This window comes from Haladaptatus sp. DYSN1, assembly GCF_029489995.1.
In the GTDB taxonomy this organism is placed as follows: Archaea; Halobacteriota; Halobacteria; order Halobacteriales; family Halococcaceae; genus QDMS2.
Genome location: NZ_CP120470.1, coordinates 1829689 through 1852762 on the forward strand (window position 1 = coordinate 1829689; position 23074 = coordinate 1852762).

The 23074-nt window shown below is 61.3% G+C and carries 17 protein-coding genes and 1 pseudogene; 11 read left to right on the top strand and 7 right to left on the bottom strand.

The window, feature by feature from the left end; genetic code table 11:
* Positions 1-5: 5 nt before the first annotated feature.
* Positions 6-1232 (top strand): CaiB/BaiF CoA-transferase family protein, encoded by a 1227-nt coding sequence (locus P0648_RS09785; protein WP_276247437.1) that lies wholly within the window; start codon positions 6-8, stop codon positions 1230-1232.
* A 56-nt stretch (positions 1233-1288) separates the two neighbouring features.
* Here the strand turns inward: P0648_RS09785 and P0648_RS09790 are convergent, their stop codons facing one another.
* Complete coding sequence (locus P0648_RS09790) at positions 1289-1960, bottom strand: hypothetical protein (protein ID WP_277503798.1); 672 nt, start codon at positions 1958-1960, stop codon at positions 1289-1291.
* Between the two features lie 117 nt (positions 1961-2077).
* Here P0648_RS09790 and P0648_RS09795 point away from each other — a divergent pair, with 117 nt between their 5' ends.
* Both P0648_RS09795 and P0648_RS09800 read left to right on the top strand, forming a co-directional pair.
* Positions 2078-3748 (top strand): aldehyde ferredoxin oxidoreductase family protein, encoded by a 1671-nt coding sequence (locus P0648_RS09795; RefSeq protein ID WP_277503799.1) that lies wholly within the window; start codon positions 2078-2080, stop codon positions 3746-3748.
* 51 nt (positions 3749-3799) lie between these two features.
* A complete protein-coding gene (locus P0648_RS09800; RefSeq protein WP_276247434.1) occupies positions 3800-4162 on the top strand; it encodes a hypothetical protein in 363 nt (120 codons plus the stop codon).
* Here P0648_RS09800 and P0648_RS09805 read toward each other — a convergent pair whose 3' ends face one another.
* Complete coding sequence (locus P0648_RS09805; RefSeq protein ID WP_276274916.1) at positions 4163-4948, bottom strand: HpcH/HpaI aldolase/citrate lyase family protein; 786 nt, start codon at positions 4946-4948, stop codon at positions 4163-4165. It abuts the gene before it with no gap.
* Between the two features lie 1973 nt (positions 4949-6921).
* Here P0648_RS09805 and P0648_RS09810 point away from each other — a divergent pair.
* The 7 genes and pseudogenes from P0648_RS09810 (at position 6922) to P0648_RS09840 (ending at position 14639) form a co-directional block, all read left to right on the top strand.
* Positions 6922-7323: a DUF5805 domain-containing protein gene (locus P0648_RS09810; protein WP_276247432.1), complete on the top strand. Its 402-nt coding sequence runs from the start codon at positions 6922-6924 to the stop codon at positions 7321-7323.
* Positions 7310-8368 carry a tyrosine-type recombinase/integrase gene (locus P0648_RS09815; RefSeq protein WP_276247431.1) on the top strand — a complete coding sequence of 353 codons (1059 nt, stop codon included), beginning with the start codon at positions 7310-7312 and terminating at the stop codon, positions 8366-8368. The genes P0648_RS09810 and P0648_RS09815 overlap by 14 nt, the downstream gene beginning before the upstream one ends.
* A gap of 477 nt (positions 8369-8845) precedes the next feature.
* Positions 8846-10005 (top strand): annotated as a pseudogene (locus tag P0648_RS09820) (putative manganese transporter).
* A gap of 119 nt (positions 10006-10124) precedes the next feature.
* Positions 10125-11099, top strand: coding sequence for a transcription initiation factor IIB family protein (locus P0648_RS09825; RefSeq protein WP_276247430.1), 975 nt, complete (start codon positions 10125-10127; stop codon positions 11097-11099).
* Positions 11100-11205: 106 nt separating this feature from the next.
* Positions 11206-12684, top strand: coding sequence for an AMP phosphorylase (locus P0648_RS09830; protein ID WP_277503801.1), 1479 nt, complete (start codon positions 11206-11208; stop codon positions 12682-12684).
* 52 nt (positions 12685-12736) lie between these two features.
* On the top strand, positions 12737-13852 hold the full coding sequence (locus P0648_RS09835) for an AI-2E family transporter (protein ID WP_276247428.1): 1116 nt from the start codon (positions 12737-12739) through the stop codon (positions 13850-13852).
* 88 nt (positions 13853-13940) lie between these two features.
* Positions 13941-14639 carry a dolichyl-phosphate hexose transferase gene (locus tag P0648_RS09840; RefSeq protein WP_276247427.1) on the top strand — a complete coding sequence of 233 codons (699 nt, stop codon included), beginning with the start codon at positions 13941-13943 and terminating at the stop codon, positions 14637-14639.
* Here the strand turns inward: P0648_RS09840 and P0648_RS09845 are convergent.
* Genes P0648_RS09845 through P0648_RS09865 form a run of 5 tightly spaced genes read right to left on the bottom strand, consistent with a single transcriptional unit; the run spans position 14636 to position 22040 of the window.
* Entirely contained in the window at positions 14636-16837 is a 2202-nt protein-coding gene (locus P0648_RS09845; RefSeq protein ID WP_277503803.1) for a glycosyltransferase family 39 protein, read from the bottom strand. The two genes, P0648_RS09840 and P0648_RS09845, sit on opposite strands and share 4 nt — an antisense overlap.
* Entirely contained in the window at positions 16830-17987 is a 1158-nt protein-coding gene (locus tag P0648_RS09850; protein WP_276247425.1) for an ABC transporter ATP-binding protein, read from the bottom strand. Before P0648_RS09850 ends, P0648_RS09845 begins: the two co-directional genes overlap by 8 nt.
* Positions 17977-19611, bottom strand: a complete 1635-nt coding sequence (locus P0648_RS09855; protein WP_277503806.1) for an iron ABC transporter permease — start codon at positions 19609-19611, stop codon at positions 17977-17979. Before P0648_RS09855 ends, P0648_RS09850 begins: the two co-directional genes overlap by 11 nt.
* A 7-nt stretch (positions 19612-19618) precedes the next feature.
* Positions 19619-20824 (bottom strand): extracellular solute-binding protein, encoded by a 1206-nt coding sequence (locus tag P0648_RS09860; protein ID WP_276247423.1) that lies wholly within the window; start codon positions 20822-20824, stop codon positions 19619-19621.
* Positions 20825-20873: 49 nt separating this feature from the next.
* Positions 20874-22040, bottom strand: a complete 1167-nt coding sequence (locus P0648_RS09865; RefSeq protein WP_276247422.1) for an alpha-1 4-glucan-protein synthase — start codon at positions 22038-22040, stop codon at positions 20874-20876.
* A 289-nt stretch (positions 22041-22329) separates the two neighbouring features.
* On the opposite strand from P0648_RS09865, the gene fabG reads away from it, so the two are divergent.
* Positions 22330-23073, top strand: a complete 744-nt coding sequence (gene fabG / locus P0648_RS09870; protein WP_276247421.1) for a 3-oxoacyl-ACP reductase FabG — start codon at positions 22330-22332, stop codon at positions 23071-23073.
* The last annotated feature ends 1 nt before the right edge of the window (position 23074 follow it).

The window sequence follows — 23074 nt, forward strand, 5'->3', positions numbered from 1 at the left end:
CGACCATGGTTGGCGAAGCGAAAAAGCCGGAGACGAACACCGGCCCGCTCGACGGCGTGACCGTCCTGGACGCCTCGCGCGTCCTCGTCGGCCCGTTTTGCACGATGCAACTGGGCGACCTCGGCGCGGACGTCATCAAAGTCGAACGCCCCGACGGCGGCGACCAGACCCGTGGGTGGCACCCACCGACCTACGGCGATTCCGAGGAGAGTGCCTACTATCTGAGCGTCAACCGCAACAAACGCTCGATGACGCTCAACCTCGCCAGCGAAGCAGGGCGTGAACTGTTTCGTGACCTGGCGAGTGAGGCAGACATCGTCGTGGCCAACTTCCGCGTGGGCAAGATGGAAGACTGGGGTCTCGATTACAAATCACTGCGCGAGGAGAATCCGGGGCTCGTCTACTGCGCCCTCTCCGGGTACGGTGAATGGGGCCCGGACCGCGACCGCCCGGCCTACGACCTCATCATGCAGGCAGAGGGCGGCATGATGAGCATCACCGGCGAGGAAGACGGCGCACCAGTGCGTGTTGGCGTCGCCATCGCCGACATCGGCGCGGGGATGTACGCGACGCAAGCGATTCTCGCCGCCCTCCTCGAACGCGAACTCGGCGACGGAACGGGACAGAAAATCGACGTCTCGCTGCTCGACGGACAGGTGGCGTGGATGAGCTACATGGCCTCGAACTACTTCGCGACGGGAACGCCTCCCGGGCGGATGGGGAGCAAGCACCCGACCATCGCGCCGTACCAGGCGTTCCCGACGAAAGACGGCTACGTCGTCATCGCGGTTCCTTCGCCGAACCTGTGGCCGAAATTCTGTGCCGCAATCGACCGCGAGGACCTGGTGGACGACGACCGATTCCACGACAACGCCGCGCGGGTCGAGAACCGAGAGACGCTCGACGCGCTCTTAGAGGAGGAGTTTGCCCAGTTTACGACCCAGGAAGTCCTCGACACGATGGACGAATTCGGCGTCCCGGCAAGCGACGTAAAGGACATGGAGGACGTCTTCGACAACCCACAGGTCGAAGCCCGCGGGATGCGCCAGTCGGTGGCCCACCCGACGGCAGGCAACGTGGAAATGGCCGGCAGTCCGATGCACCTCTCGAAGACGCCCACGAGCGTCCGCGACCACCCGCCGCTGCTCGGTGAGCACACGGCGGAAATCCTCGAGGAATATGGTTACACCGAAGCAGACATCGAACGACTCGAAGCCGACGGCATCATCTGAGCGAAAAAGTTGTCTCGATTTTCTTCACGCGCGCAGTGTAGACAGTAAAGGGAGGCCTACTCCATCGCGATGGTAAAGCCCCAGCGATCCTGTTTTTGTTCTTCTCCCTTCTCGTTCATCACGGTGTAAGTGGTCTCGAAGTCGAACGTGCCGACCGGTAGACAGCCATCGCCGCCCTTGAGCGCGTAGACGTCTAGTTTCTCCGTGACGGTTTTTCCAGCTTCGATGGTTCGAATCCGGTACTCTTCGGTGATTGCGATACCGTCGGTGAGTCGCCAGCATCCCTTCTTCGTCGGGTACGCTTCGCCCGCGGGGAGCAACTGGAGCTGTTCGCGGTCGTCGATGGCGTACTGGAAGATGATGGCGCGTCCTTCACCCACCTTCACGGACCTCTCCGACGTATTCGTAACCGACACTTCGAGCTGTGGCGGGGCGTCGTCCGTCGCTGCCTCGTTCGTGACGGCGATGGCTACCTCGAGCGGGAGCGCAGGTTGGTCGTCGGTATGAACCACCGTGACGCCGGGGCCGCCGGTTCCTGCCGGCCGCGTGCCGCCCGCCGGGTCGTCGGACTGGTTACCCGGACCGAGCAGTGAGTCGTCCGTCGTGTTGTTTCCGGGTTCCGTCGTGTCGTTGTCAGCTGGTCCGCCACCGTTTGCGACACAGCCGGCGAGCAGGCCTACGGCCGTGAGTCCGCCCACTCTGAGCAGCGAGCGTCGTGTTGGGGACATGTCCTATTCTTTCGCCGTTCAGACGTTAACTGTCGCGTAGTCTCAAATCGCTATTTGTCATACCTGTGGCTGGTTCCCGACCAGTACTGTTTTGAGACCCCAGCCGATGGTACGTGTATGTTACACGCACGCGGGCCGCTGTGCACCGTCGATGTCGGTGCACAGTCGATTACAGAGACGAACATCGACGCGGTACTGGAGCAATTCATCGGCGGGCGGGGACTCGCGACTCGGCTCGCCCACGAGCGGACGCCGTTCGACGCGGACCCACTTGGACCGGAGAATCGACTCTACTTCACATCCGGGCCGATGCAGACCTCCCAGATGAGTTTCACCGGGCGTATGAACGCCACCGCCATCTCGCCGCTTACAGACGGACTGCTCTCCTCTAACGCGGGCGGGTTCGTCTCGCGAAACTTCGGCGCGACGGGCTACAGCGTACTCGAAATCGTCGGCGAGAGCGACGAACTGGTCGCCCTCCACGTCACCGACGAAGGGGTAACTTTCGAGGAAGTGTCCGAACTGAAAGGCGCAACCGTCAGCGAGACGGACGCTTACATGAAAGCGACCCACGACCTCGGCGAGGACCAACTCGTCGTCGCTGGCCCAGCTGGAGAGAATCAGGTTCGCTTCGCTTGCATCATGACCTCGGAGAGCCGGGCATTCGGGCGCGGCGGTCTCGGCGCGGTCATGGGCGCGAAAAACGTGAAAGCCATCAGTTTCGACGGTGACTCCACCCCGGCTATCGACATCCCGGCGACCCAGATGGACATCCACCGCGAGGCGGCGACGAGCGACAACATCATGAAACGCCAGGGCACGACCAGCGTGACCGACCTCGCGAACGAAGTCGGCGCGTTCCCGACGAAGTACTTCGCCGAGACCTCATTCGAGGGAGCCGCCGGCATCAACGGCGACGCCGTCGAATCGAAGAAGTACAAGAAGGGCACCTGTTCTGCGTGCGCCTTTGCGTGCAAACTCCCGACCAAAGACGAAGCGTCTGGCGTCGAAACCGAAGGGCCGGAGTTCGAGACGGTGATGGCGTTCGGGTCGAACGCCCTCGTAGACGACATCGTGGACGTGATGAAGTCGAACGAACTGTGCGACGAGTACGGTCTCGACACCATCTCGTGTGGGGATGCCGTCTCTGCCTACCTCGCGGCGAACGACGAGTTCGGCAACGTCGACCTCATCCACGAACTGGTCGAGAAAATCGCCTACCGCGAGGGTGACGGAGACCTCCTCGCCGAGGGCATCGCCCGGTTCCACGAGGAACTCGGCGTCGAAAACTGGACTGTAAAGGGCATGGAATTCCCCGCTCACGACGGGCGCACCCTGAACGGTCAGGGCCTCTCTTTCGCGGTCGCAAACCGTGGGGCAGACCACATGTACGCGACGTTCTACTCGCTCGAATACCCGCTCGTGTCCCCGAAGGATGCGTTCCCACCTGAGGGCTTCGAGGGCAAACCGAAGGTGCTCGTCGAGAAAGAAAACCAGATGGCGATAAACGACAGCGGCATCGTCTGTAAGTTCTCGCGCGGGTCGATGACCCCGGAACGCTACGAACTGCTCTTCGGCGCGGACTACGACGACCTCCTCGCCGTTGGCGGGCGCATCGTGGCCCTCGAACGCCACTTCAACAACAAGCGCGGGTTCGGCCGCGCAGACGACACGCTCCCCTACGATTTAGATGGGTTCGACGACGCACTGACCGAGTACTACGAACTTCGGGGCTGGGCAGACGACGGCACCGTAACAGACGACTCGGTCGCCGAGTTCGCAACCTAAATCGCCCTCGAAGCGTGCGTTTTTGTAGCCACTGACCAAGACCAAGATACGATGACCGACTCATTCGCAGACACGCTTCCGAACAACCCAGTCCCGGCGAGTCTCGCAAACGACATCGAAGCCCTGGACGGCGTTGAGCAGTGCGTCGCCGTCCGCGGACATTACGAAGGTGAGGAACTCGCCTACCAGTTGCTCGTCAACATCGTCGGGCGCGGTGTGCTCGCCGTCCACTTCGCCGAAGACGATGGCTGGCGAGTGGTGTACGATTCTGCCAGGGAGGACTCCGAAGAAACCGACGACGAGACGGTCTATCGCCACGCCCACGACGCCCTGTACCGACTCGCCCCTGAAGACCCAGACTCGAATCACTACGAGACGACGCCACCCGAGTGGGCACCCCCCGAGGAACGGTAGTCAGGGCTGTTCGAAATCGTCTAACCAACCCTGCACGGCTCCTTTGAGCGCCCCCGTGGTGCTGCCGACGTTGATGAGTTGATACCCGTCTTTCGCCTTCTCGTTTACGTCGTCCATTCCGAATCCGAGGCCGCCGAGCGGGACGCCTGCCTCGACTGCTGCCGCCCGAATCGTCTCGACTGCCTCCGTGACTTCGTCGTGATTCACTTCACCGGGGTGTCCGAGTGCGACCGAGAGGTCGAGGGGCCCCGCGAAGACGAACCCGAGTTCCGGGACGGCGAGAATCTCCGCTATGTTCTCGACCGCTTCGCGGGTTTCGATGGTCACGCCGATGACCGTCTCTGCATCTTCGCCGCCGACGTAATCCTCCGCGAGTCCCCAGCGGGCCGCTCGTGGGTTCGCGAGACCCCGCTCACCGACCCCGTGGTCGTAACGGAATCGAGTTGCTTCGACTGCCTGCTCGACTTCTTCGGGAGTCTTCACGCGCGAGAGAAACAGGTTTCGAGCACCGACGTCGAGTGCCTTCCTGATGAGACCAGGTTCGGTCGAGGGGAGACGAACGAGCAATTCGGTATCGACGAGTTCTGCGGCACGAAGCAACCCTTCGAGGCGCTCACCGTCCCACGGACTCGGGCCGCCGTGTTCTAAATCGATCCAGACGAAGTCCATCCCCAGTTCCCCGTAGAACTCGACGAGTGTCGGACTGTACGTGTTGTCGAGGACGCCGAGTGCGACGTCGCCGTCTGTCAGCATTCGCCGAAGTGAGTTTTGTTGCAGATTCGCCATACGACATCTTGGCGAGCCAACGGGAAAACTGTACGTCAGTAACGGACAGCACTATCGCTCACGAACGTTGAATCCCCCGGGCGTAAGGTTGCCCGAGGCCGTCTGTTGGTATCCTACGTCAACAGACGAGTGGCGATTCGGCCCTGATTGGTAAGTACCTGTGGAAAGCCGCCCGTCGATACTGAAATGAGAGAAGTCCCCGCGCAGTGGAATATTGTGATTGTTCCATGGGAGCCTCCCGAGTGATCTGACAACAACGTCAGTTGGGCGTGGATAAGCTCCGGACGCATCGCGTACCACCAGGGAATGCCATCAACCGATTTGAGTGGTCTTGGGACTCCGTGACCCGACGGCGATTTTTCTGAGGGATATTCGTGGATGTGGCCACTATACGAGTCATTTCGGACGAAGCCCAGGACCCAACATTCTGTATAGCAATATGTAGTATATATCTCTGATTTCGAACACCGAATTCACTCACCGGGTAAAAAATTTTGTCGCAGAAACGGCGAAAACCGGCACATTGGTGAATCGCGGTTAGTGGTTCGACCAGCTGCGACTCCGAGAGGGTCTCAATGGGCATGTGTCTCCATCTTCCCACATTAGCCTGCAATTCGTTCCGCGACAGCCGCAGACAGCCTGTGTGGCCTGCTGTAGGATTCGTGAACTCGAATGCATCCACGGTCGGAAATCCTGCTCCGTTGCTATGGTGGCGGTGCTGTGAAGGCGATTTTTCGGCCCACTGGTGATGGATGGGCGTGATTTCAGAGAGGATGGCCCAGATTTCGGCGGCGGACCTCGTGACGAGTTGCAGGTATCCCAGGGGGTTTGTCCAAGCCATTGCTGGTACTGGAGGTCCAGGCATCTACCAGCCATCCCACCTGCCCAGGGACTTGCTCTGCGTGCGTGTAGGGCTCTCAGCGGAACGGTGGGAGAAACCAAGACCGTGACGGGCTGGGCCGGTGCAGACGCGTCGTGGGTACCCTCAGCACTCCACAGAGAAGACGAGCAGTGGGGGCGAACCATCTTTGGTAATGCAACGGAGGACCGGCGATACCAACGTGAGAGATACCAACTGCGCATCCTGATTCCTCGGCGACGGTCCACCGGGCTCGACGATCGGCCGCGGCGAGTGAGTTACTCGTGATACTCAGTTGAGTTTCGTTACCCGATTGGTTCACGACATCTTCTCCACACCGCAACCCATGCTAACACATCATACCCTTGGTCCAATTTTCTACACCAACGAATTTCCAGTTGCATCGAACGCATTGGGTCGGTTGTAGAAGAACAGAATATGCACTGACCACCAAATCTAGAACCCACTTTTCGACGCGTTACTCCGGGGGTTCACACGTCCAGAATAGGGGTCCTCTCTACGTCCTCGATTTCGACTGTTTTGCGCGCAACTCGGCAAATTGTTCCCCCGAATTGACCGTGCAACTGGACCTCCAAATTAATCTCAAAGTTTGGAGAGGTTGCCGTATTTTTGGGACGAATTTTCTACGTTCACTGCAGCCAGATTGGCTCCTTACGTTCGAATTCAACAGGCTCGGCTCGAGGTTGCGTTGGCCCGCTGCTACCCGCCCACGTTAGGGAGAAAATGGCGTCTCTAAAACGTTCGATTTGGAGGTCGAAAATCGGCACATTTCGTCAACGTTCGGGCGGAAATCTATGCCGATAATTCCGATTTTTGATACAGTAAGTTTACTGACTGCAGACCCATTTTTGGACGATTATTGAGGTGATGGAAGCACAGAGTTCCACCCTCGAGCGTATTCTGTCGTTTCAATTCCGACACGAGTGGTGGGATTTTAGCAATATATGTGGGACTAAACGGGCGATTTTACGGTACTAAATTTAGTGATTATATGGATTTGGCACGGCTATTTGAGTCCCGAATATCTGGATAAGGTCTCTTATCGAGTAATATGGGGATACACTGATGAGGGTGGCCTGAGTGTTCAGAAACAATGACTGATGACGAGGTGAACACTGAACGGACGGTGGTCAAAGCGTATCTGCCGGCCTACCAGAAAGAAATTTGGCAAGAACACGCGGCGGAATTAGGCATGAGCCAGAGTGAGTACGTCAGGACCATGGTTCAGGCGGGGAGACGAGGGTTCGAATCCGGCCCTTCGGAAGCCCGTTCTGCACCCGCGAACCCCGGGGGTGATGGCCTCGAAACACGCATCCTCTCGTTGCTTCAAAACGGGCAATATTTGTCGTGGGACGAGCTGGTCGAAGAACTGTCGGGTTCCTTCGATGACCGTCTCGAATCGGCTCTCGATACCCTCCAGCAAGCCAATCAAATCCAGTACTCCGGTCGCCACGGCGGATACACCGTTTCCGGAGGGATGAATGGCGGCCAGTGACCAGGCCGACGCGGCCGAAGACCCGGTGGGCTACTTCCTCCAGGATATGGTCTATCACGGGAAGAGCGAACGGACGAGAGACGCCTACGAGCGCGTCTTGCGGGAGTTCGAGGCATTTCTCGCAGACGCAGACAGCAATCCACGCGGTGCGTCGATTACGCCCGGAGAGGCGGGCCAACGAGATTGCATGGCGTGGGTCCACACCATGCGGGGCCGGCTCGCAGAGAGTACCGTCGCCACCTACGCCTCCTACCTCCACCGGTTTTATGCCTACATGACGCAGGTCGGCGTCTTCGATTCGAACCCGATGACACTCGTTCGTGAGGAGATGGACGAACGCATCAATAAGGACCCAACTCGCCGAGAGATTTCGCTTCCAGCGATGCGCGAATTCGTGGGCGGACTCGGCCATCCGCTCGAACAAGCAATCGTCATCACATTCCTCAAAACCGGCATGCGTGTCGGCGAACTCTGTAACTTGGATTTACAGGACGTAAACCTCGCAGACGAGTGGGTGAATTCTGCGTACGACGGGCCGCTCAGGGTGGCGATCGAGGGGCGTCCGAACTCGATTTTCGTCGCCAGCGAGCCAGCGCGGGGCCTCGTGGTGAATGGCGAACGCCGGACAGCCTCGAACAAACGTAAACGCGATACGGTGATACCAATCGACGGTGAGTTACGCCGGGTTCTCAAGCGATGGCTTGGGATTCGCCCGGATGCGGCGTCTTCGGCCAAACCGCTGTTCGTGAGTACCGGCGACGAGTGGGGACAGCGAGTGACTCCCGAGATGGTGCGATCGATGGTGAAAACCCACGCCCGAGACGCCGGTTGGTACCGTTCTGGTGGCGGCGCAGAAGAGAACGTCACGCCCCACTACTTCAGACACTATTTCACCACCCATCTTCGGGATGCCACAGGGGAGCGAGGGGTCGTGAAGTACCTTCGTGGGGACGTCGCAGAGGACATCATCGACACTTACACGCACAACTGGGGCGACCGTGTTCGTGAGGTGTACGAGGCAAACATCTACTCGATTCTCGAATAAATCTGTTTGGCGTTCTCTGTTCAACTCCAGACGAATAAACTATATGTTGCTATATTGAATCTGACGCGAGAATTCGCTGTAGAACTTCGAAAATCCCCCATCGTTTCAGGACCGTTGGGTAGCTCATTGAGGTTGGGTCAACTTTTGTAGGGGACATCATGTCGTGGTTCAATTAACTGTCGCTTCTGGTGAAAATCCGTAGCAGGACGTCGATTCAGAACGAATTAGACTAGTCTAAACAAAATGTTTGGCGAAAACTTCTATACGCTTCGAGACAGGTGTGTATGGTAATTAGCAGCTTACCATGTCTCAACAGTATGGAATACATTCGTTCCCGGCGGCTTCTGGGGCGAACGCTCTCGGTGCGGTTCTGACTGGCGAGAGCCGCGACACGGGGGTGTCACCCGCGTGACACTCCTTCAGTCGGCGAACAGGCTCCTCGATACGGTCAATCTCAGCGTAAGCGAACTGTGGGAGATGTTCATCTTCTCCGTCCGTGACGGCTTCGTGCAGGTGAGTGCCTTCGTCGCCATCACCGTCCTGCTGTTCGGCTACCTCCAGTACCGAACCGGCGGTCGCCTCATCACGCTCCTCGAAAACAATAGGCGACTGCAACCGGTTGCTGGTGCACTCCTCGGGCTGACACCTGGATGTGGCGGCGCGATTATCGCCATGCCGCTGTACGTCCGCGGAACGATTAGCTTCGGGACGGTCGTCGCGACGCTCGCGGCTACGGCCGGTGACGCCGCGTTCGTCATCATCGCGCTCGCACCCGAAGCGGCACTGTACGCTTACGGTATCGCGTTCGTCGCGGCGATCCTGTTCGGCTACGCTGTGGACCTGTGGGGGCTCGGTATCAGCCGCGTCGACCACGCGGTCGACCAGCTCAGCCGACCGCACACTGACGGCGGGTTCGCGTCGAATCGTACGTCAGCGAGTGAATTAGCTGCATGTGACCTGACCCACGAGACGAAAGATGGCCCCCTGGCAACCCTTAGTCACGGCGTTCACGTCGTCTGGTGGGTGGTCGCTGTCGCTGGCCTCGTCGCGGGCGTGCTGTACCTGGCACGGGGTGCACCAGACGTCCCAATGCAGTTCGCTCCCTCGTTCTTCGGGTTGTTCACCGTCGCCGGTATCACTGGTACTTTGTTGTCGTTCTACCTCCATTTCATCGGTCGTACATGGACATGGGCGGTGCGGGCCGCATTCGCGAGCACTTCTCGAACGCCTACGAGACGTTCCAGCACGCGGCACTGGAGACGAGCATGGTAACCGTCTGGGTCATCAGTGCGTACCTCATCTACGAATACGGCATTGCCATCCTCGCCGTCGACATCCAGGAGCTTGCGGCCGCCGCTGGCGTCCTCGCCCCGATTGCTGGTGCGGCACTCGGCCTCATCCCGGGGTGTGCGCCACAAATCGTCTTCGCCGGCCTCTACGCAGAGGGTGCAATCCCCTTCTCGGCACTGACTGCCAACGCTATTAGCCAGGATGGGGACGCGCTGTTCCCACTGCTGGCAATCGACAAGAAGGCAGCAATCCTCGCGACCATCTACACGACGATTCCGGCGCTCATTACGGGCGTCCTCGAGTACTACTTCTGGCCGTTCGCAGACTTCGGGTTCGGAGTCCTCTGACTGAATTAAACGCCTTACTTCGACGCGCGACAACCTTATCCGCTTTAACTGCCTACTTATTTCGAGTGTTTTTGGCGCTTGCCGATTCGTTTCCTCCCGGCGAGTGCGCACACGTATCTATGACAGACACAGCAGCAATTCGCTCGTATGCGAGCGACGAGACATTCGTCTCGACAGAAGACAAGAAACGCATCGTCGAACCGCGTGCCTGCCCCGAATGTGGCGGTCGACTCGTGGACGACGCAGAACACGGAGAGACCACCTGCACACAGTGTGGACTGGTCGTCACCGAACGCCAGATAGACCTCGGACCGGAGTGGCGCTCCATCGACGACGGCGAGCAGACGGATGCGAGCCGTGTCGGCGCACCAGCCACCGGTCTCCTCCACGACAAGGGCCTGTCGACCAAAATCAGCTGGCAGGACGTAGACGGCTACGGCCAGACGCTCAGTTCCCGCCAGCGAAAACGCATGAACCGCCTTCGCACCTGGGACGAACGTTTCCGCACGCGTAACCACAGCGAACGTAACCTGATGCAGGCGCTCGGCGAAATCGACCGCATGGCAAGCGCTCTCGGCCTCTCGAAGGAGGTCCGTGAGACGGCAGCCGCGATTTACCGCCGAGCACTCGCCGCGAAGTTGCTCCCCGGACGTTCTATCGAGGGGATGGCAACCGCCGCCCTGTACGCCGCAGCGCGCATCGAGGGGACGCCTCGCAGCATTCCCGAAGTGACGGTGGTGAGTCGCATCGACGAGATGGAGTTCAAACGCACCTACCGTTACCTCACGCGTGAACTCAACCTCGGCGTCGCCCTCGCCACCCCCGAGGACTACGTCGGTCGCTTCGCCTCGGCACTCGACCTGCCAGACGAAACCGTCCAGAAAGCCCGCGAACTCCTGCGCATCGGCGAGGAACAGGTAATCCACGTCGGCAAGAGTCCGACCGGGCTCGCAGCGGCCGCTGTCTACGCAGCCGCCCGCCTGACGGGCGTGAAACTGACCCAGGACGAAGTGAGCGCCGTCGCAGACGTGAGCACGGTGACGATTCGCGTCCGGTACCAGGAACTGCTCGAGGCGGCCGGTGAGCCTCGCTAATCGATTTTTTGAAGATTTCAGTGGTTTTCGAGGAGCATCCGACAGAGGCCGGCATCGAAAGTATCGACCTACACCTGTTTTCTCCGTTTCCCGCGTATCTCCTGGAATGGAACTCACGGCGGTGGAAGTGGATATTGGGACCCGTTCGCCGACGATTCTGCTCAATCGGGCCGACGCCACGGAACTCGGCGTCCGTCCACTCGACCGGGTCCAACTCAGTCACGGCGACCGCATTTCGATTGGAATTGTCGAAGTGACCGATGGACTCGTTTCTCGCGGCACGCTCGGGGTGACCCGACGGTTGGGACACGTCGCTGGTGTCGTGGACGTGACGCTCGCCCCCCGACCAGTCTCCGTTTCGTTCATTCGCAAGAAACTGGACGACGTCGAACTCGAACACCACGAACTGCGTGCCATCGTCGAGGATATCGACGCAGACCGACTGAACGACGTGGAGCTCGCTGCATACGTCACGGGGACGTACACGAACGGGCTCTCGCTTGCGGAGACGCGCTCGCTCACGGAGATAATGACCGACGTCGGCGAGTCGCTCGTCTGGAAAGACCCTATCATCGCCGACAAACACTCCATCGGGGGCGTCGCGGGCAATCGCATCACGCCAATCGTCGTCTCCATCGTCGCCGCGGCTGGAATCAAGATTCCCAAGACCTCCTCGCGAGCGATTACCTCGCCCGCCGGAACCGCGGACACGATGGCCGTGTTCTGCCCGGTCGAGTTCACGCTCGCAGAGATACAGCAAATCGTCGAACAGGTGGGTGGTTGTTTAGTATGGGGCGGTGGCGTGAATCTCTCTCCCGTAGACGACAAAATCATCCGCGTCGAGACGCCCCTCTCGCTCGACCCCCCAGGCCAGATCATCGCCTCCGTCCTCTCGAAGAAGAAAAGCGCGGGGTCCACCCACGTCGTCATCGATATCCCCTACGGTGAGGGGGCGAAAGTGCGCGACTTGCCGAACGCGAGAGAGCTGGCGGAGGACTTCAAGCGCGTAGGCGAGCACCTCGGACTGACCGTCGAGTGTACGATTACGAGCGGGTCGGCCCCGATTGGCCGGGGAATCGGCCCCGTGCTCGAAGCCAGAGACGTCCTCGCCGTGCTGGATGGAGGTGGTCCCAAGGAACTCAGGCTGAAGAGTCTCAGAATCGCCGAGATACTCCTGGGCTGTTGCACTTCTGACGCGAACGCGAGTACGTTGCTCGAATCGGGAGCAGCGCTCGCGAAGTTCAGAGAAATCGTGGCCGCACAGGGTGGCGACCCCGACGTGACCATCGCAGACCTCGTCCCCGGCGGTGAAACCGTCGAAGTCCGGGCCGACCGCGCCGGTGTGGTGACGCACATCGACAACGCCCTCGTCAGCGAACTTGCCCGGCGGGCGGGCGCGCCAAAAGACGCCGGGGCGGGACTGTACCTGAACTGCACCGTCGGCGAGCACGTCGAGGCAGGTTATCCGCTGTTTACGATTCACGCAGAACACGAAGCGAAATTGGCGGAGGCAACGCAGTTGCTCGCCGTGAGCGAACCCGTGCGCGTGCGGAGTGTGGGTGAGGCACTCGTCGAACGAATCTGACGCCAAAACGGACATCAGATACATCCGACTCGACCCTGTCTGTCGAAAGACGATGAACGGGTTATCAGTCGGTGCAGACCGGTCACGAATCGGGTGGTGGGCGCTCGGGGGGGCTCTCGCAGCGTTGCTGTTGCTCGCCGTGCGAATGTATCTCGGCGCGTTCGTTCTCGGCCTATTCGTCTACTACGCGGTGCGACCCGTCGATCGCCGTACGACGAAGGTGGTCGAGTCGCCCGGCCTCGCCGCGACGGCGACATTGTTGCTCGTCGCCCTTCCGTTGCTCGCGCTCATCGGCTACCTCGCGTCGCGACTCGTCGTGGAGATGGGGACGCTCTCGACCGACCAATTCAAGACGCTGGTCCAGCCCTACGTAGACGTTTCGACGCTCGCGCAAAACCCCCGAGAGTTGGTGTCGATGCTCCGCTCACGGGAGGCGTTGCAGGTCGGGAGCACGACCTTCGCGATTCTCTCGAGCGTCCTCATTCAGTCGTTCATCGCGCTCACGTTCGTGTTTTTCCTTCTCCGCGACGACTACCGCCTCGCCGACTGGTTTCGCTCGGAAATCGGCGGTCAGAACTCGGCGGTATACGCCTATTTCTCTGCGGTAGACCGCGACCTCGAAGCGGTTTATCTGGGGAACACGCTGACCGCACTGGCGATTGGCCTGCTCGCCGTGGTGACGTACAACGGGTACAACCTCGTCGCTCCGGCGGGTCTCTCGATTCCCTTCCCGACGGCGCTCGCACTGCTCACGGGCGTTGCAAGTTTCGTCCCCATCGTGGTCGGGAAGCTCGTCTACGTCCCCGTGAGTGGCTATCTGAGCTGGCTGGCGATACAGGGAGAGGGGTCGCTGATGTACCCGGTTGGCCTGTTCGTCGTCTCGCTGGTGATTCTCGACGTCATCCCCCAAACGTTCGTCCAGCCCTACGTCGCCGGGCGGACGATTCACGTCGGGCTCACCGTCTTCGCCTACATCCTTGGGCCGTCGCTGTTCGGCTGGTACGGCCTGTTCCTCGGCCCCCTGCTGATGGTGCTGATGGTGCAGTTCGTCCGCATCGTGTTCACCGAATTAATTCATCACAAACATGTTACGCCACGGGTGAATGCTGCAGAGGGGTTGGGGTCAGACCCAAAGCAGTCGAGTGCGGGCGCATTCACCGAGGAGTGAGCGTCGCCGCAGAGCCGGCCTGTCAGTAATCTGGGGGAGATTTTCGCAAACCGCACGTTCAAGTCTCCCGGCCCATTTCGAGAATCCAATGAGTACGCACGAGGCTGAGTCGTTCACGTTCGATGACCTCGCCGTCGTAATGGGGACGTACAACGAGGAAGAAGCCATCGAAGCCGTCTGTTCTGACATCAACGAAATAACGGATGGAAAGGCAGAAATCGTCTGCGTCGATGGCTCGTCGGACCGCACGCCCGAAATCGCCCGCGAGCACGGCGCGACGGTCATCGAGCAGGAACCACAGGGCTACGGCATCGCCGTGAAAGAAGCCGTCGAGACGCCGGAGCGCCCGGTCATCGTCACGACGGACTGTGACGACACCTACCCCATGGAGCGCCTGCCCGACTTCCTCGAAAAAATCAACGAGGGCTACGACGTGGTCAGCGGTGACCGCCTCTACTACGGCGCAGACGAGATGCCGGAGTTCAATCGGATGGGCAACGAGGCGTTCGCCCTGCTCGCGAGCACGTTGATGGGCAAGCGCGTCCACGACACGACGACGGGAATGCGTGCCTACCGCCGCGACGTCATCCAGCAGACGCGCTGGACCGAGAACACCGGTCTCTCCGCCGAACTGTTGATGCGCCCGCTGATGCGCGACTATCGCGTCTACGAGATGCCAATCGAGTACCGCGAACGTGCAGGCGAGACGAAATTAGACCCGCTCGCTGGCGGTGCTGCCATCGCGAAATCCATCGTCAAGGTCGCCATAGAAGAACACCTTCGCTAGTCGGCCGGCTGTGAGGTGACGTTCGTCTCGAAGGAGACCCCGGAGACGTAATCGGTGGCGTTCTTTAGGTACGTGCCCTCGTAGCCGCAGTTCGCCCGCAGGCGGCAGACGCGCTTTTCTGGCGGCCAGATGACCCGCACCGTATTCGTCTCTGGATGGGCATCGACAGAGACGGCCTGTCGGTAGGTTACCGTCGACCCGCCCGGCTGCAGGAACGTCACGGACATAACCGCCTCGTCGCTCCCGTTCAGCGCGACCGTTTCGTTCGACGAGGAACCGAGTTTTCGCAGGTTTTCACCCACAACGCTCGCGTTCTGCGGGGTGATGGTCCAGTTCAGCGCGACCGACTCATTCAGGTCGCCGGTGTAGGCGTACTGCATCGCGCCGTCGCTCGTTTCGATGCGCACCGTCGCGCTCTGAGCCCCGCTCACGACGCCGACGTCGGTGTGGACGGTGTGCGAGGAGCCGTTTCGCACGTCGAGTGGCTGAATCGCCGGCTTGACGGGTGCAGGGGTTGGCGTCCACTCGCCGCGGAAGGTGTAGCGATACAGGTTCCGGTCGGGGTAGCGCTGGATGACTGCGAAATCGTCGCCCGGGGCGCGGTCGATGGCATATACCGCCTCACCGCCGAGGTGTGCGTCGTTGCGCACCGCCTGGAAGGGAAGGTTGAGCCAGTCGCCGTAGGGCGTCGCCATGAACACGAGGGCGTTGTCGAACTCCTGGTTCTCGAATGGCTCGTACGCGGCTTCGAATCGCTCCGTGTACTGGCGATTCTCCGCAACCGGGTCCGCGAGCACGGACTGCTCTGCGGAGACGACGACGGGGACGCTCACGACGAGTGCGGCGAGCAGGATGGCGCGGGCGACGGAGGTGTCGAATCGGGCGTACGTCGTCTCTCTGGCGAGGTCTGTGAGGAATAGGATGCCCGCCGCGCCGAAGACTGCGATGGGCAACAGCAGGTCGAAGTGGTAGAACGGCCCGAACTGGGCGATGAGGCCGTCTGCGGGAGTTTCGAGACGAGCGAGGATGTTCGCGTTGCCCCAGAAGAAGACGTTCCCGGCAGAGATACTCACGAACAGCGAGGCGAGCATCCAGCGGAGCGTACCGTCTGAGAGGCTCCACGGGTTCACCGCGATGTCGTCACGGCCCACGGTCGCGCCGATGCCGAGGGCGGCGAGCGCCGTGCCGAGAATCCCCGCGGGCATCCAGCGCGTGGCGAACTCCCAGATGACGTGGGCGTTGGCTTCGAGCGCGAGCGACGGCGTGTACATGCGCTCGTAGCCGAGCAGCACGCGCCGCCCGAAGCCGATGCCGTCGAGCGGGGCGAACGCCTCGAACGGGAATAGGAACGGCGACCCGGTGACGGCCGCGTTGTACGCGAGCGCGAGTGCGACGCCTGTTCCGCCGAGCAGTGCGATGACGCCGTTTCTGAAGGTGACCGTGAGCAACGGTTCACCGGCGGGCAGGGAGACGGCGACAGTAGCGAGGGCGTGAACGATAAATGGGATGGCGAACAGAACGGCGGTGAAGGGCCGGGCGAAGAAGGCGAGGCCGATGGCGATGCCGGCGAGGGCGGCGTAGCTATAGCTCCGGCGGCGAATCGCCCGCACGTAGCCGAGGGCGAACAGCAGGTTCAGGAAGAACGTCGGCGCGTACGGGAGGAACACCGACGAGGAGATGAGAAACAGCGGACTCACGAGGAGGACGACCATCGCGAGCAGGCCGGTTCGCTCGTCGAACGCCTCCGTGGCGAGTGCGCCCACGAGAAGGGCGGACCCCGACGCAATCAACGCGAGGCTGATGCGCGGTTCGCCGAGGACCATTCCGATGGCGAACATCGCCGCTGGCACGGGCGAATACTTCGGGTAGAGGCGAAAGCCGTCCTGGACGAAAAACCATGGGCGAAAGGCGTCCGGGAGCGGTGTGGCGAACCAGAGCTCGCCCGAGAGCAACAACGCTGCCTGCTGGAGGTAGACGCCCTCGTCGTGATTCGAGGAGTGGTACGGAAACAGGTCAGTAGCGACGACGTAGATGACGACGCCGACGAGTGCACCGAGGAGGGCGAACGCGAGCGACGTGAGGACGGCGCGTTTCAGGTCTGAAAAATCCGAATTGGGGTCCGTATCCCGCTCGTCTGCCCGGGTCGAATCACCTGCAGGTGGCGTTGACGACGGAGACGCTGGCGTATCCTCAGTCATCCGCTGGGCTGTCGACCCTCCAGCGGCTGTCCGGCGGGAACCACGCCAGTTCGTGCCCAGCCGCAAGCGAGACCGTGACCGGCATCCCGAGGGAGACGCGGGCATCGTGGTTGTGCATGCACTCTAATACGTCTCCAGTTTCGAGTTCGACCCGATAAAGGACTGTTGGCCCGAGGTAACGGCGGTAGACGACGTGGCCCCCTGCCTGTTTCTCGTCCGCTGGGCGGGCGACGAGGTCGTCTGGCCGCACTAAAACGTCGATTTCCGTCTCGTCGTACTCCGCGACGAGGCCGTGAATCTGCTCGCGGGGAATCGCACCGATGCCGGTGTGGACGGTGTCGCCCGAGACGGTTCCGGAGAGGAAACTGGCGTGACCGAGGAAGCCCGCGACGAAGCGGGATTCTGGATGCTGGAACACCTGCTCTGGCGTGCCGATCTGTTCGAGTCGGCCGTCGTTCATCACCGCAACACGGTCGGAGATCGAGAAGGCCTCCTCCTGGTCGTGGGTGACCGAAATCGCGGTGACACCGGCTTCCTTGATGATGCGGCGGACCTCTTCGCGCATCTCGACGCGGAGGTCCACGTCGAGGTTGGAAAACGGCTCGTCGAGCAGGAGGATTTCCGGTTCGGGGGCGAGCGACCGGGCGAGAGCGACGCGCTGTTGCTGGCCGCCCGAAAGCTGGTCTGGGGTGCTCTCGCGGTGTTCGGTGAGGCCGACGAGCCGCAGGAGCTCCTCGACGCGTTGTTCGCGCTCTGCTTTCGGTCGGTCTTTGAGGCCGAAGGCGACGTTTTCCGCGGCGGTGAGGTGAGGAAAGAGAGCGAACTCCTGGAACACGACGCCGATGCCGCGGGTCTCTGGTTCCACGAACGACCCATTGCCGGCGACGGCGGTGTCGTTCAGCCGAATCTCACCCTCGTCGGGGCGGGCGAGACCGGCGATGAGGCGGAGCGTCGTCGTCTTCCCACAGCCGGAGGGGCCGAGGAGGGTGAGGATTTCACCCTCGCGGACGGTAAACGAGAGGTTCTCCAGAACGCACTCGCTGCCGAACGATTTGCCCACGTCGGCGAGCGTGAGGACGGTCTGTTCGGATGGTTCGAAGTGCTGTTCATCGACCGAGACGTTTCGCTGTGCAACGTGGCTATTTGACATCGTATCCCTCCATCGCGAGCATCACGAGCATCGACACCGCAGAGACCACGACGAGCACGAGCGCGGGGATGGCCGCGTGCCCGAAGTGGCCAGAGGCCTGTGCAGACCAGATGTGGGTGACGAGCGTCTTGAAGCCCGTCGGCCGCAGGAGCAGCGTCGCCGGCAGTTCCTTCATCGTCGTGAGGAAGACCAACAGTGCGCCGCCGATGAGGCCGGGTGCGACAAGCGGCAGCGTCACCTCGCGGAACGCGGCCACCGGCGAGCGCCCGAGAGTGCGGGCGGCGTCAGAGAGCGTCGGACTGACCTGCAGGAACCCTGCGCGAGTCGAACCGACCGCCTGCGGCAGGAAGCGCACCACGTAGGCGAAGATGAGCAGCGGGAACAGGATGAGTTCCTGCTGGTAGAATCGCCCCCCGTAGCGCGCGCCGAAGTAGACGAGCGCGAGGCCCATCACGACGCCCGGGACGGCGTAGCCGACGTAAGAGGCGCGTTCGATGAGCCACGACGCCCGCGAGCGGTGGCGCACGGCGAGGTAGGCGATGGGCAGCGCCGCGAGACCCGCCACGAGCGCGGCGATGGCGGAGACGCCCACGGTGTTGAACGCGTACTGCCACTGGAATTCGAGCGACGCGGCCGCAGAGGACGACCCGCCGCGAATCAGCCACGCCATGAGGATGCCCACCGGAACGACGAGCGCGAGGCCGGCGACGCTGAGACACAGGGCGAGCGCGGGCCACTTCCACTTCCCGAGGCGTACCATCGCGCCCCGGGTCGAAGCTCGGTTCGTGGCGATGTTGTCGCCGCCGCGCACGCGGGACTCGACAGCGAGGATGACGAACGTCACGACGACGAGCTGCAACGAGAGCAGCGCGGCGAGGTCTTGACCGAACGTCGAAAGGGAGTTCTGTTCTGCGTAGATGACCTTCGTGAACACGTCGAAGCGCATGATTGCCGGCGTCCCGAAATCAGAGAGCGTGTAGAGAGCGACGAGGAGTGCGCCGGCGGTGACCGCCGGGCGAATCTGTGGAATCGTGACGCGACGGAACGCCTCCCAGCGCGAGTGCTGGAGCGTGCGGGCGGCGTCCACGAGACGGGCGTCCATCGTCTTGAGGGCCGCCCGCGTGGAGATGAAGACGTAGGGGTAGGTGTACAGGGTCATCACGAGCGCCGCACCCGTGAAGCCGTAAATCTCGGGGAGCTTCTCGATGCCGAGCGGTGCGAGCATCGTCTGGAGTTCGCCCCGTGGGCCGAACGCGGAAACGAAGGCGAACGCGCCGATGTAGCTCGGAACGACCAGGGGCATCGAGAGCGCAACCGTCCAGAACCGCTTGAACGGGAGGTTCGTCCGGACGGTGAGAAAGGCAAGCGGGACGGCGAACAGGATGGACGCGCCCGTGACGACGGCGACGAGCAGCGTGCTGTTGAGGAAAACGCGGAGGGTCGTCTCGCGAGTGAGCAGGTCGATGGCCGTTCCGGCCCCGACTTCGAGCGCGTTCGCGAGAATCCAGATGAGCGGGAAGACGACGGCGGCGGCGATGGCACCAGACAGTAACGTGAGGCCGAGTGGGAGTTCAGACTCGCTGCTCGTCACGCGGGCGAACAGCGAGTCTGTTTCTGGTGCCATAGTTTGGTTAGACGCTGATTCCGACTTCGCGCATCAGGTCGAGGGTGGGGCGAATGTCGGACAACTGGGTGAGGTCGAGGTCCGCAGGCGGGTTGAGTTCGTCGATAGTCGGCAGGTCGCCGATGGGTTCGACCTCGGGGATGAGTGGGTACTCGTACGTCGTCGTGGCGAAGTACGCCTGTGCCTCGGCGGAGAGCAGGTGGCGCACGAAGTTTGCGGCCATCTCCTGGTCCTGTGCGGTGTCCACGACGGCCGCGCCTGCGACGTTGAAGATTGCGCCAGCGTCGCCCTCGGTGAAAGCGGTTGCCAGTGGGGCGTCTTCGCGGTCTGCGAGCACGCGCTGGATGTAGTAGTGGTTCGTGAAGCCGGCGCTAATCTCCCCGTCTGCGACGGCGAGGGCGATGGCGAACTCGTCGGTGTATTCCTGGACGCCGAGTTCTATCATGCCTTCGAGCCACTGCTTCGTGGCCTCACGACCATTCAGGATGCGCATGGCGGTGACGAACGCCTGGAACGACCCGTAGGAGGGGGCCCAGCCGATATCGTCGCTGAACTGGTCTGCGTCGGGGAACGCCATGATGTCCGTCGGGATGTCCGATTCGGAAAACGTGTCCGTGTTGTACGGAATCGTCCGCGCGCGCCCGGAGGTGCCGACCCAGTTTCCGTCGGGGTCGTGGAACTCTTCTCGGACCATGCCCGTGATTTCGTCGGACAGTTCCACGGTGCGTCCCTCGTCTTTGAGGAAGCCGAGCGACCCGGCGTTCACGGAGAAAAACACGTCTGCGGGGCTGTTTTCGCCCTCGTTCAGAATCTTCTGGACGAGTTGACTTGACCCTTCGTACCGTGGCTGAATGGTCAGGTCGGGGTACAGCCCTTCGATGTAGGAGATGAGTTCGCCCACGAGCGCCTCGCCGCGCCCGGAGTAGACGGTAATCTCACCGGAGAGGTCCGGCATGTCCTGCATTGAGGTGCCGCCCTGAATCTGGTCGCCGGTTCGCCCGGAACCGATTTGCCCGAAGTCCGAGGTGGTCGTGGTGTTGTTTCCGGGTTCGTCACTCTCGCCCGAGAGGAAGTCAGTACACCCGGCAAGCGATGCGATGCCAGCGGTGACGCCGGCAGACTGCAGAAATCGTCGTCGTGACGTGCCAGCCGATTCTGCCCGACGCTTCCGGCCGCCAGTTTCGCTGGCGCCGGACGTGTCTCGCGAATCCATTGTTAGTAGTTTAGGGCCGCCTAAATCACTTAACCGTGCCGGTTCGCGGTCAGTCGTCGGCGACGGCTTCTGCCACTTGCGTCGACTGCAAGCCACCGAGTTCGTCGAGGCAGGCGAGCCAGTCGTGCATGTGGTCGCCGACGAAGTTGAGGAACTCGCCGTTGTTCCACTGGTCGAAGTCGCCGTCTGCGAGCGCCGTGGCCATCGCCTCGAAGGCTTCTGCGTAGGTGTCTGCATCCTCGCCAACCTCGTCGACGAGTTCCCAGACGTGTTCGTTGAGTTCGAGGGCGGGAACCTCGTTGTTCAGGTCGTCGAAGGTAGAGCGTGGCGCCTTGTTGTGCTCACAGAGCGGGAAGCCGTTGTAGACCTCTTTGTCGAGGATGTCGCAGGCGCGTTTGAGGAAGACGCCGCTCCAGATGTCGTCGAACCGGCCGACGTTCCACTCGTTGTCGTCCATCGGTAACTGGTAGAACGCCGGGATGACCTCGCGGCGGAAGGCGAGGTTCATCGAGCAGACGGTGAGGTAGTTGTCGCGGGCGGCCACGAAGTCCTTCGTGAAGTCGGTGCGGTCGGTGCGCGTCTGGGCCTGGCCCTCGAGGTCGCCGTCCATGAGGATGCGCACGGCGTCTAAGTCGGGGACGTTGGTCCAGAGGCCCTGGGAGGCGACGACGTCCGAAATTTCGGTCGTGCCCGTTTCCACCGTTTCGTTCATCGCGGCGTAGGGGTAGCCTCGCGGGTAGAGGCCATGGTCGTCGGCGTTCTGGTAGAGGACGTTCACCCACTGGGTGTCGGAGCTGACTTCCTCGATTTCGCCCTCGTAGTTGAGGTTGGTGAGGTGCTGTCCGAAGAAGTCACCGTCGTGGGGCAGGGTGTCGTCGTCGATGAAGAAGCCGATGTCGAACTGCGGGTTCGCCCACATGTAGAGCAGACCGAAGCTCGTCTCGGCGTGGCTCGCGGCGGGGACGATATGGGAGTACTCGCTGACGTCGTGTTCGTCGTACCACACGTCGCGACTGGAGCCGTCGAACACCTCGCCGGAGACACCCTCGTCTTCGAGCATGGCTTCCATCGCATCGGTGTCACAGAAGTCCTCCGTGACGAGGACGAAGTGTAGACGCGACAGGTCGAAGTCGTGGTCGCGGGCGTTCTGGATGTATGCCCGGACGCATTCGTACTCGCGGATAGTCGGGATGATGACGCAGATGTCGGTCGTCATTGGTCAGTTGGGGCTACCTATTTAGGTCGGCCTAAAGTACCTGTCGTTTGCAGACAGTCAGAAAAACCAGATTGTAACAATCGATAATTTATTGGTGTGATAATGTGAATCTTGATGCACAGACCCATACTATTCCGTTTCACATTTTGAATATTATCCCATATAAGGACAATATTTATGCCTCTATCATGGGACGCTTTGAATAAGGGAGACGGGGGTGAGGAACAATTATAATTTCGAGATTCCTCGATAGGATTGACCCCCCAGAATCCCACCTGGAGATAAAAAAATGGATCTGGAACACCAAACGTGCGTTGTAACCGGTGGCTCGCGAGGCATCGGGCGAGGGATTGCAGTTGAATTAGGCAAGCAAGGCGCAAACGTCGTCGTCAATTACCGCTCCTCTGAGGGCGAGGCGTACGACGTCGTCGACGAAATCGAGGAGGCCGGCGGGTCGGCCATCGCGGTGCAGGCCGACGTCGCAAACTTCGAGGAAGTCGAGGCGATGCGAGAGCGCGTTAGCAAGGCGTTCGGTCCAGCGACGGTGCTCGTGAACAACGCGGGCATCACCGTCGACAAGAAGTTCTCTAACATGTCCCGCGAGGACTGGGACCGGGTCATGGAAATCAACCTCGGCGGGGTGTACAACTGTACGAAGGTTTTCTTCGACGACATCACCACCGCCAAAGACGGTCGCCTCATCAACATTTCGAGCGTCGTGGGCCAGCAAGGCAACTACGGGCAGGCCAACTACGCGACGACTAAGAGTGGCCTGTTCGGGTTCACCCGGACCATCGCCCTCGAAATGGCTCGCTCGCGCGCCACGGCAAACTGTGTCGCTCCCGGCTTCGTCAAGACCGATATGCTCGAAACGGTTCCAGACCGCGTCCAGGAGAAAATCATCTCGCGGATTCCGCTCGGCCGATTCGCCGAGGTAGACGACATCGCTGGAATGGTGTCGTTCCTCGCGAGCCCGAAATCGGGCTACATGACCGGGCAGATTCTCGGCGTTAACGGCGGCATGGAGTGGTAGG

Coding starts and splice junctions, on each gene's coding strand:
- P0648_RS09785 (WP_276247437.1), top strand. CDS start 6: ATGGTTGGCGAAGCGAAAAAGCCGGAGACGAACACCGGCCCGCTCGAC.
- P0648_RS09790 (WP_277503798.1), bottom strand. CDS start 1,960: ATGTCCCCAACACGACGCTCGCTGCTCAGAGTGGGCGGACTCACGGCC.
- P0648_RS09795 (WP_277503799.1), top strand. CDS start 2,078: ATGTTACACGCACGCGGGCCGCTGTGCACCGTCGATGTCGGTGCACAG.
- P0648_RS09800 (WP_276247434.1), top strand. CDS start 3,800: ATGACCGACTCATTCGCAGACACGCTTCCGAACAACCCAGTCCCGGCG.
- P0648_RS09805 (WP_276274916.1), bottom strand. CDS start 4,948: ATGGCGAATCTGCAACAAAACTCACTTCGGCGAATGCTGACAGACGGC.
- P0648_RS09810 (WP_276247432.1), top strand. CDS start 6,922: ATGACTGATGACGAGGTGAACACTGAACGGACGGTGGTCAAAGCGTAT.
- P0648_RS09815 (WP_276247431.1), top strand. CDS start 7,310: ATGGCGGCCAGTGACCAGGCCGACGCGGCCGAAGACCCGGTGGGCTAC.
- P0648_RS09825 (WP_276247430.1), top strand. CDS start 10,125: ATGACAGACACAGCAGCAATTCGCTCGTATGCGAGCGACGAGACATTC.
- P0648_RS09830 (WP_277503801.1), top strand. CDS start 11,206: ATGGAACTCACGGCGGTGGAAGTGGATATTGGGACCCGTTCGCCGACG.
- P0648_RS09835 (WP_276247428.1), top strand. CDS start 12,737: ATGAACGGGTTATCAGTCGGTGCAGACCGGTCACGAATCGGGTGGTGG.
- P0648_RS09840 (WP_276247427.1), top strand. CDS start 13,941: ATGAGTACGCACGAGGCTGAGTCGTTCACGTTCGATGACCTCGCCGTC.
- P0648_RS09845 (WP_277503803.1), bottom strand. CDS start 16,837: ATGACTGAGGATACGCCAGCGTCTCCGTCGTCAACGCCACCTGCAGGT.
- P0648_RS09850 (WP_276247425.1), bottom strand. CDS start 17,987: ATGTCAAATAGCCACGTTGCACAGCGAAACGTCTCGGTCGATGAACAG.
- P0648_RS09855 (WP_277503806.1), bottom strand. CDS start 19,611: ATGGCACCAGAAACAGACTCGCTGTTCGCCCGCGTGACGAGCAGCGAG.
- P0648_RS09860 (WP_276247423.1), bottom strand. CDS start 20,824: ATGGATTCGCGAGACACGTCCGGCGCCAGCGAAACTGGCGGCCGGAAG.
- P0648_RS09865 (WP_276247422.1), bottom strand. CDS start 22,040: ATGACGACCGACATCTGCGTCATCATCCCGACTATCCGCGAGTACGAA.
- fabG (WP_276247421.1), top strand. CDS start 22,330: ATGGATCTGGAACACCAAACGTGCGTTGTAACCGGTGGCTCGCGAGGC.